Here is a 9,680-nt window from a genome sequence, read left to right on the forward strand (position 1 = left end):
GGAGGGAACCCCTTTTTGCAAAAAGGGGTTCCCTCCCCCGGTTCACAACTATGCCGCACAGCAACACACAGGCCTTCCGGCGCGGACGCAAGGTCGGTCAGACCGTCCAGGGAAGACTCGTCTCGCCCGGACCGGGTGGCCTTTTCTGGGTGGTGGTGTCCGGCATCAAGCTTCTGGCCAGCCTGGACCACGAGCCCGTGCCCGGTCGCGAATTGACCTTTCGCATCGAGGCCCTCGAACCGGAACTGGTTTTAAAGGACATTACCCCGCCGCCCAGTTCCGCCACGGAGCCGGGGCTGCTTTTGGCCGGCATCGCCGCCGCGCGGACCCGTTTCGAGCGCCACCTGCCCCGATTTGCGCCGCCGCCCTGCCCGCCGCTGGACCTGACCGCCGCGCGTCGTCGTTTTCTCGATTGGCTGGCTGGCGATGCCGCCGCGCGCGCGGATTTCAGCGCCGTCCAGGAGCTTTTCCGGCTGGCCCAGGCCTTCGTGTCCCGCGCCGAGGGGCGTCCGCGCTACCTTCCCTGGGTCCTTCCCGGGCTCACCAAGGCCGAGGCCTTGACCGCGCGCCTTTCCCCGGAGGAAGGCGGCCCGGGATTCCGTCTGCGTCTTTTCGGCCACCTCCCCGGCCCGGGCCATATCGCCATCGAGGCCCGCCACCACCCCACCACCCGGGAAGCGCCGGCCCGCACCGTCTACCGGCTCATGCTCGAACGCCCGCAAGAGGCTGCCGCCTGCATGGCCATGCTGGCCGACCTGCGCTTCGGCAAGGCCGTCCTGGCTCCGGCGTGCCTGTCCGCCGGAGCGCTGCCCGCCCCGCTCGCCGCCGGGTTCCTGGCCCGGATCGTGGCCGCAACTTCCCGGCCCTTTACGGGGCTTCGCCTTCGCGTATAAATATGGGGACCGGCCGGCGCGGCCCAATCCACCGACCTCTGGAGCGTTTCCCCATGGCGTACAAGGACTTGCAGGATTTTTTGCGGCTTCTGGAAAAAAAAGGCGAACTGCGGCGCATAAAGCCCGAACTGGACCCGTATCTGGAAATCGCCGAGGTCACAGACCGAGTGTCCAAGGCCGTCGGTCCGGCCCTCTACTTCGAACATCCCAAAGGATCACGCTTTCCGGTGGTCACCAACGCCTTTGGCTCGTTTCCCCGCATGCACCTGGCCCTTGGTTGCGACGACCTCGACGCCCTGGGACACCGCATCGACGCCGTGCTGGAGATGGAAAAACCGGACGGACTCATCGACAAGCTCAAGATGCTGCCAAAGCTGGCCAAGATGGCCGGCATCTTCCCCAAAACCGTGAATTCCGGCCGCTGCCAGGATGTCGTTTTGACCGACGACGACGTGGACCTGTCCCTCCTGCCGGTGCTGACCACCTGGCCCGGCGATGCCGGCCCCTTCATTACCCTGCCCGTGGTCGTGACCAAGGACCCGGAAAGCGGCAAGCGCAATGTGGGCATGTACCGCATGCAGGTCTTCGACAAGAACACCACCGGCATGCACTGGCACCGCCATAAGGGGGGGGCCTACCACTACCATCTGGCGGAAAAGCGCGGCGAGCGCCTGCCCGTGGCCGTGGCCATCGGCCCGGACCCGGCCTGCACCTATGCCGCTACCGCCCCGCTGCCCGAGGATATCGACGAATTTCTCTTCGCCGGTTACCTGCGCCAGGCCCCGGTGGAGCTTGTCCAGTGCAAGACCGTGGACTTGCAGGTGCCGGCCTCGAGCCAGTTCGTGCTGGAAGGCTACGTGGACCCGGGCGAACGCCGCCGCGAAGGGCCGTTCGGCGACCACACCGGCTATTATTCCCTGGCCGACGACTACCCCGTATTCCACGTCACGGCGCTCACCCATCGCAAGGACGCCGTCTATCCGGCGACCCTCGTCGGCCCACCGCCCATGGAGGACTGCTACATGGGCAAGGCCACCGAACGCCTGTTTTTGCCGCTTATCAAAAAGCAGCTTCCGGAAATCGTGGACATGAGCCTGCCGCTCGAAGGCGTGTTCCACAACTTCTGTTTCGTCTCCATCGACAAGCGTTATCCCGGCCAGACGCGCAAGATCATGTACGCCATATGGGGCCTTGGGCAGATGATGTTCACCAAGATCATCGTGGTGGTGGATGCCGGGGTCAACGTGCAAAATACGTCCGAAGTGCTCTGGCGGCTCGGCAACAATGTCGATCCCCAGCGCGACATCGTCATCGTGGACGGCCCTCTCGACGCCCTGGACCATGCCTCGCCAACGCCTTTTTACGGCGGCAAGATCGGCATCGACGCCACGAAAAAGGGCCCCGAGGAAGGCCATATGCGCGAATGGCCCGATTCGCTGGTCATGTCCCGGGAGATCAAGGGTCGCATCGACGCGCTGTGGGACGAACTGGGGCTGTGATCATGACCGTGGACGAAGCCGGCATCATCCGCTGCCCATGGTGCGGCGATCTCGACCTTTACGTGCGCTACCACGATACGGAATGGGGCGTGCCGCTGCACGACGACCGGGCGCTGTTCGAACTGCTCATCCTCGAAGGCGCCCAGGCCGGACTGTCGTGGTTGACCATCCTCAAACGCCGGGAAGGCTACCGGGCCGCCTACGACGGCTTCGATCCGGCGCGCGTGGCCGACTACGACGCGCCCAAGCTCGCCGCCCTGGTGGAGGATGCCCGCATCATCCGCAACAAGACCAAGATCAAGGCCTCGGTGGCCAACGCCCAGGCATTTCTCGCCGTCCAGGAGGCCTTCGACTCCTTTGACGCCTATCTCTGGCGCTTTGTCGACGGACGGCCCATCGTCAACCACTTTTCGGAGTTGCGGCAGGTCCCGGCCACAACGCCCCTGGCCGAACAGGTCAGCCGCGACCTCAAGTCCCGGGGATTTTCCTTTGTCGGCCCGACCTGCGTCTACGCCTTTCTCCAGTCGGCGGGCCTCGTCAACGACCATCTGACCGGCTGTTTCCGCCACAAGGAACTGGCTGGAGCCGTCCGATGACCCAGGGACCGCTTTCCCGCCCGCCGATTTACACGCTGGGGCACGACAACCATGACCGGGCCGTTTTCTTGAGCCTGCTCACCCGCCACGGCGTCAATATGCTTATCGACGTGCGGGCCGAGCCCTACTCGCGCCACCTGCCGCATTTTTGCAAGAACGCTTTGGCGGCATCGCTCAAGTCCTGGGGCGTAGGCTATCTTTTTTACGGCTGCGAACTCGGGGGACGGGGGACGTCCGTGGTGGATGCGGTGTCGTTTTCCCGAGGCATCGACCGGGTGATCGCGGCTTGGCGGCAGGCCTACCGGCTGGCCCTGGTCTGCGCCGAGGAGGACCCCAGGCGTTGCCACCGGGCCTGGCGCATCGCCCCGGCGCTGCTTTCCCGGGGTGCCCGGGTGGTGCATATCCGGGGGGACGGCCGGCTCGAGCCCCACACCCCGGCCTGGACCGATTATGCCGTTTCCTGCGCTAAAGGAATGGCCACAAAAGAGACATCATAGCAATATTGTTAACATATTAAATCATCATCGAGGTTATGTCCTTTGTTTTGATCATGCCTTGGCTGCCCGCTCTTGGACAGTTCAAGGTAAAAACCCCGACGCGGCAGGCACGACAGAGGCCGGCGGACAGGAAAAGGAAAGAAGACGTGAGCGAGGACCCCAAGGATACGCAAGGGCAATGGGTGACGGTGTCGAGCTTTTATCGCCCCGAAGAACCCGAGGCCGGCTTCGAGGATATTCTGGCTTGCGAGGAGGCCCGGTGGGCGGACACGGCCAGGCAGGCCGGCCTTGCGCCCAAGGAACATGTCCGGGTGCGACGCGGCGAAGAGGAAGTGACCATCGAGGTCAGCCTGGCCCTGGACGCTGCCTTCACGCCCGTCCAGACCTTATGGAAGGCGCAATAAGGGGAGGGAGGGGAGGAAAGGTGCGAGAGAGGAAACCCTTTGAAACAAGGGTGCTCCCGAAGAATCGCCGCTGACGTGGGAAGCGCGCCAGGAAGCGGTTTTCCACCGACAACGCTCTTCCCTGCCTGAAAATACTTCCCGCGACACTTGACCTTTCCATCATTCTCTCTCTACAATTATGCTCATGAAGTTTACATCCCCTCTCTGTCCATCCAGTCCGCGCCGTTATGGACATCGTCCTGACAGCGTATGGCTCGACGGCTTGGGGAACGCATCCCTGCCGCCCACTTCTGCCTTGCTCTCCCGTCTTGCCGGGAACGCCTCCGCATTCGCACCCGCCGCCGCAGCCGTTGCTGGATAGCCGGGCCGCGCTCCAAGGCGCCCGCTCGGCTGATCCTCGTGATCCGGAACAACTCGTTGGCCTTGGCCATGCAGTCGCGACCGCCCGCCGCCCCGCCGTTTTACATGCGGCGCTTCGCCGCCGGCCGTGATGCCGTTCGCTTCCAGAATATCCAGCACGGAGAAAGCAGCATGTATTTGCCCCAGCCCGCCGATCGTCATCTCCCGGATTCCATGCCCCAACCGTCGTTTCCCGCCGGGGTGGGCAACACCTGTCCCATCCCTGGCTTTCGGAGCGTGCCGCGCACGGGCGTCATCCATGTCATGCACCGCGCCCAGGCGCTCGGCTTCACGTCCGAGCATCCAGAGTGGGCCAACCTGGGCCAGGGTGCGCCGTCCACCTCCGGATTGCCCGACGCTCCCCGGCGCATCGCCTGCGTCGAATGCGCCGCCTGCGAACAGGAGTACGCGCCGGTCGCCGGCCGGCAGGATCTGCGCATGAAGGTGGCCGAATTTTACAACCACTTCCATCGCCAGGGGAAACGCTCCAAATACACCTGGCGCAACGTCTGCATCGCGCCGGGCGGACGGGCGGCGCTCACCCGCGTCGCCGCGGCGCTCGGCAATATCAATCTCGGCCATTTCATTCCGGACTACACGGCCTACGAGGAACTGCTGGCCGTCTTTCGCTCCTTTACCCCAATCCCCATTCTCCTCGATCCCGCAACCGGCTATCGCATGGCGCCATCCGTGCTGGAGCGCGAAATCGTCAGCCGGGGCCTCGGGGCGATTCTCACCTCCAATCCGTCCAACCCCACGGGCCGGCTGGTGGCCGGGGACGAACTGCGGCAGTGGGTGGAGCTTTCCAGAACGTACGATTGCGCCTTGATCATGGACGAGTTCTACTCCCATTATGTCTACGGCCGGGACGAGGCGCGGGTTTCGGCCGCGGCATTCGTGGAGGACGTGGACCGGGACCCGGTGATCGTGGTGGACGGCGTGACCAAGAACTGGCGCTATCCCGGCTGGCGGGTCGGCTGGATCGTGGGTCCGAGCCCGGTCATCGAGGCCGTGGCCAGCGCCGGGTCGTTTCTGGACGGCGGCGCGAACCATCCCCTGCAACGCGCGGCCATGGAGTTGCTTTCCCCGGAAGTGGCCGAACGGGAAATCGCGGCCATCAAGACGGAGTTCGGCCATAAGCGGGATTACCTTGTAGGGGAACTCCTCCGTCTGGGATTTGAGATCGAGGCCGAGCCGGCCGGAGGCTTTTACGTCTGGGCCAGCCTCAAGGGACTGCCCGAGGCATTTCGCGACGCCATGGTCTTTTTCGAGAAGGCGCTGGCGGAAAAGGTCATCGTCGTGCCCGGGGCGTTTTTCGACGTGAATCCCGGTCGGCGGCGCCCCCATTCCTGCTACAAGGACCACATCCGGCTGAGCTTCGGGCCGGACATGGAGGTGCTGCGGCGCGGCGTCGCCGGACTGACGCGGATGCTGCGGGGCGGTACACCGGGAGCGAAGGACGGTACGTCATATGCTGCCGCCGGCGTTTGATCCGCTGGAACATATCCCCGACCTGGACTCGCGGGAGGAAATCCTCGACTGGCTGGAAAGCGGAGAGGGGTACCGGAAGATACGGGAAACGCGGTTTCTCGATGCCGGGGAGGTTGTTTCGTTCACCTGGGCCGAAGCGCAAGCCGCCTCGCGGGTAGCCGCGCCCTCTCTCAACCGCTTCGTCCTGGCGACGCTTCTGGCCGATTGGGCCTGCTACGCCAATGCGGCCGACCGTGAAGGCCATGCGCATTTACAGACGGTTGTCGCGGCGTTTCCGCAGGGGTTTCGGTTGTGGATGGCCCGGGTGCGGGAAAGGTGTGTTCCTGTCGGCTACACGGGCTTTCATCCCATCGCGAAGGCGACCTTTTCGCTGATGCGGGATGCTCCGGAGCGCATCACCAGCCGGACGCAGATCGCGTCGGAGCAGGCCTCGACAAGCGCTCACAACTATTATTATCTCTTCAACATCGGCATCGTGAAACAGTTGCAGGGCACCGATGCGAGCCGGGCGCTGGTGAAGGCCCTGGCCATGGATCTGGCCTCGACCCCCAAACGTGGATTGGCCGCAATCGTCATTTCGCCGGACGGGAAACGGGTGGTCGAGCGGTTTGGGCTGCGCCAATCGGGCTGCATCACCCATGCCGGGCAGCGCGAAATCGCCTACGTCGGCGAAAGCGACGTCGAGGAGAATTCCTGTCGCGCCTGATCCGCAGCAGCCGGCAGGAAATCTCCCGGGCCATGGTCCGCATGCCGCCACCCTGCGGGCTAAAGCGCCTTATCGGCGTTTCCTTTTTAACTCCTTCCGGATTGAGAACTCCCCCAACGCAAAAACAGGCGGTCATCCACAAGGAATGACCGCCTGTAAAACAACCAGACGTCTACGGCCTGTCGCACTGGACCGATCAGGCCCGGCTCTTCACCCGCTGCACGGCAACCAGGGATTCGAGATTGAACTTCTTGACCCGGTAGCCCATCTGACGCGGCGTGATGCCGAGCTCCCGGGCCGCCTTGTGCTGGATGCCGCCGCTGCGGCGCAGGGCGTCGATAATGACTGACTTCTCCAGGCTTTGCAGCGAGGGGGAATTCTCGCCGCCAAGCTCGACCTCGCGGCCGCCCTCTTCCCGTGACGGAATGGTCAGATAGGGCCGGATGAGGTCGGCGTCGATCCGCTCCTTTTCAGCCAGAATCACCAGCCGTTCCACCAGGTTTTCCATCTCCCGGACATTGCCCGGCCAGTCGTATTGCTTGAGCACGGCCAGGGCCTCGGTGGAAAAGGTCAGCTTGCGGGCGTATTCCTTGGAGACCTTGTTGAGGAAATGGATAAGCAGGCTCGGGATGTCTTCCTTGCGGTCCCGAAGCGGCGGGGCGTTGAGCGGAAAAACGTTGAGCCGGTAGTAGAGATCGGGTCGAAACGAACCCTCCTCGGACAACGCGGCCAGATCCTTGTTGGTGGCGGCCAGGATGCGCACGTCCGCCTGCCGGGTCTTGTTGCTGCCCAGGCGCTCGAACTCCTTGTCCTGAAGCACGCGCAGCAGCTTGGCCTGGAGCCCGAGCGGCAGTTCGCCGATCTCGTCGAGAAAAAGCGTGCCCTTGTTGGCCTCCTCGAACCGACCGGGCTTGGTCTGGTCCGCTCCGGTGAACGCACCCTTTTCATAGCCGAAGAGTTCCGATTCCAGCAGGGTTTCCGGAATCGAGGCGCAGTTGACCTTGATGAAGGGATAGTCTTTGCGCTCGGAAAGATCGTGGATGATGCGGCCGATAAGCGTCTTGCCGGTGCCGGACTCGCCAAGGAGCAGCACTGTGGCCCGGGTCGGGGCGACCTTTTCGATCTGGCGCTGCACATCCTGCATGGCCAGACTCTTGCCGACGATATAGAGCCCCTGGGATTCCTGGGACAGCTTGTATTTAAGCGAGATGTTTTCCCGCTTGAGATTCTCGACCTTGGCCTCGTATTTCTGGTTGAGGCTCATGAACTGGGCAATGAGCGTGGCCACGACGGTCAGAAAAGCCACGTCCTCCCCGTAATCCACTTCGTCGCCGAAAAGCCGGTCCACGTTGAGCACGCCGATGGCTTGGCCGTGCAGGATGATCGGCACTCCGACAAAGGAGATCGTATGGCGCTCGATCTTGCGTGACTGGGTTTTGTCCAGAAAAAGCGGCTCGTTGCGGATGTCCGGCACCACGTAGGGCTGGGCCGTCTGGAAAATGAGCCCGGTGACGCCCTCGGCAAGGCCATACACGCCCCGCCGCTTCTCCTCGGCGGACAGCCCCTGGGAAACGCTGATGACAAGCTTGCCCGTGGAGCGGTCGACCAGGGTGATGGTGGCGCGCTTCATGGAGAGCGTCTCGGCCAGGATGCGCAAAATATCCTGGAGCGACTGCTCGAGGTCAAGCGCCTTGTCGATGATGCCGCTTATGGCGGAGAGGCAGGAGAGCTGGAGATTTAGCGTTTTTGAAGCCATCGGGTAAGTTCCGCCATCTGTGCGGTCACGGATTCGGGACCCGTGCCGCCGGGTCCGTTACGTCTGGCCACGGCGGTTTCATACCGCAGGGCCTCGAAAACATCAGCCTCCATGGCCGGTGAAAACACACGCAATTCGTCAAGGGTCAATTCTTCGAGCGCCTTGCCATTGGATTCGGCAAAGGCCACGGCATGACCGGTGATGTGGTGGGCCTCCCGAAACGGAACACCCTTGGCCGCCAGATAATCCGCCAGCTCCGTGGCGTTGAGAAAGCCCTGGGTCAGGGCTTCGCGCATACGCTCGGGACGAAAGGCCAGCGCGCCAAGCATCCCGGCCATGACCCGAAGCGAGGCCCGCACGGTGTCATCGGCGTCGAAAAACGGCTCCTTGTCTTCCTGCAAGTCCCGATTGTACGTCAGCGGCAACCCCTTGACAACTGTAAGCAGCCCCATAAGCGAGCCATACACCCGCCCCACCCGGCCGCGCACCAGTTCCGCCGCATCGGGATTTTTTTTCTGCGGCATGATGCTCGATCCTGTGGCGTAGGCATCGGGCAGCGAAACATAGCCGAAACGCGGATTGGCCCAGAGAATGATCTCTTCGCAAAAGCGGCTCAGATGCGCCATGATCAGCGAGGCGCAAAAAAGGGACTCCAGCACGAAATCCCGGTCCGAGACGGCGTCCATGCTGTTGGCAAAGGCGTGGGAAAATCCCACCGTCCGGGCCACCATGCCCGGATCGAGGGGATAGGTCGTGCCGGCCAGGGCCGCCGCGCCAAGGGGCGATACCTTGACCCTTTTAAGCGCATCCTCGGCCCGCTCGCAGTCGCGCCGCAGCATCCAGGCATAGGCCAGCAGATGATGGGCGAGGCTCACCGGCTGGGCCGGTTGCATATGCGTGCAGCCCGGCAGCAGCGTCTCCTTGTGCTCCCCCGCCCGCTCCAAAAAGACACCGACAAGCTCCCGCAAAAGCCGGGTCCAGACCTCCAGGCTCTCGGCAACATACAGCCTGAAATCGAGCGCCACCTGATCGTTGCGGCTGCGGCCGGTATGGAGCTTGCCGCCAAGGGGGCCGATGAGTTCGGTCAGACGCTGCTCCACATTCATGTGCACGTCCTCGAACTCCACCCGCCAGGGAAAGCCGCCAACCTCGATCTCGTCCAGCACCTGATCCAGGCCGTACACAATGCGCTCGGCCTCATCCCCGGTCAAAACGCCGCGCTTGGCCAACATCCGGGCATGCGCCTTGGACCCGGCAATATCCTGCCGGTACATGCGGCGGTCATAGGAAACCGACTCGCTGTAGGCTTCCATCAAGGCCCCGGTACCTTCGCCAAATCGCCCGCCCCACATTTTGGTGGACATGGTGTGTATCCTCCGGAAGAGGGGAAGAGGAACCGGGGGAGGGAACCCCTTTTTTGCAAAAAAGGGGTTCCCTCC

The 9,680-nt window shown here is 63.4% G+C and carries 9 protein-coding genes; 7 read left to right on the top strand and 2 right to left on the bottom strand.

Going from position 1 to position 9,680, the window contains the following annotated elements:
- Positions 1-50: 50 nt before the first annotated feature.
- From ACMZ6R_RS19100 to ACMZ6R_RS19130, 7 genes are all read left to right on the top strand, one after another.
- Complete coding sequence (locus ACMZ6R_RS19100; RefSeq protein ID WP_416114486.1) at positions 51-893, top strand: hypothetical protein; 843 nt, start codon at positions 51-53, stop codon at positions 891-893.
- A 53-nt stretch (positions 894-946) separates the two neighbouring features.
- Positions 947-2,392 carry a menaquinone biosynthesis decarboxylase gene (locus tag ACMZ6R_RS19105; protein ID WP_416114488.1) on the top strand — a complete coding sequence of 482 codons (1,446 nt, stop codon included), beginning with the start codon at positions 947-949 and terminating at the stop codon, positions 2,390-2,392.
- Between the two features lie 2 nt (positions 2,393-2,394).
- Entirely contained in the window at positions 2,395-2,988 is a 594-nt protein-coding gene (locus ACMZ6R_RS19110; RefSeq protein ID WP_416114490.1) for a DNA-3-methyladenine glycosylase I, read from the top strand.
- Positions 2,985-3,485 carry a DUF488 family protein gene (locus ACMZ6R_RS19115; protein WP_416114492.1) on the top strand — a complete coding sequence of 167 codons (501 nt, stop codon included), beginning with the start codon at positions 2,985-2,987 and terminating at the stop codon, positions 3,483-3,485. Before ACMZ6R_RS19110 ends, ACMZ6R_RS19115 begins: the two co-directional genes overlap by 4 nt.
- Before the next feature lie 146 nt (positions 3,486-3,631).
- A complete protein-coding gene (locus ACMZ6R_RS19120) occupies positions 3,632-3,889 on the top strand; it encodes a hypothetical protein (protein WP_416114494.1) in 258 nt (85 codons plus the stop codon).
- A gap of 399 nt (positions 3,890-4,288) precedes the next feature.
- Positions 4,289-5,779 (top strand): pyridoxal phosphate-dependent aminotransferase, encoded by a 1,491-nt coding sequence (locus ACMZ6R_RS19125; protein ID WP_416114496.1) that lies wholly within the window; start codon positions 4,289-4,291, stop codon positions 5,777-5,779.
- Positions 5,760-6,485, top strand: a complete 726-nt coding sequence (locus ACMZ6R_RS19130) for a hypothetical protein (RefSeq protein ID WP_416114498.1) — start codon at positions 5,760-5,762, stop codon at positions 6,483-6,485. The genes ACMZ6R_RS19125 and ACMZ6R_RS19130 overlap by 20 nt, the downstream gene beginning before the upstream one ends.
- A 196-nt stretch (positions 6,486-6,681) precedes the next feature.
- Here ACMZ6R_RS19130 and ACMZ6R_RS19135 read toward each other — a convergent pair whose 3' ends face one another.
- Together ACMZ6R_RS19135 and argH are read right to left on the bottom strand one after the other, a co-directional pair.
- Entirely contained in the window at positions 6,682-8,241 is a 1,560-nt protein-coding gene (locus tag ACMZ6R_RS19135) for a sigma 54-interacting transcriptional regulator (RefSeq protein ID WP_416114500.1), read from the bottom strand.
- A complete protein-coding gene (gene argH / locus ACMZ6R_RS19140) occupies positions 8,223-9,605 on the bottom strand; it encodes an argininosuccinate lyase (protein WP_416114502.1) in 1,383 nt (460 codons plus the stop codon). The genes ACMZ6R_RS19135 and argH overlap by 19 nt, the downstream gene beginning before the upstream one ends.
- Positions 9,606-9,680: the final 75 nt, after the last annotated feature.

This window comes from Solidesulfovibrio sp. C21 (assembly GCF_047785625.1).
GTDB lineage: Bacteria > Desulfobacterota > Desulfovibrionia > Desulfovibrionales > Desulfovibrionaceae > Solidesulfovibrio.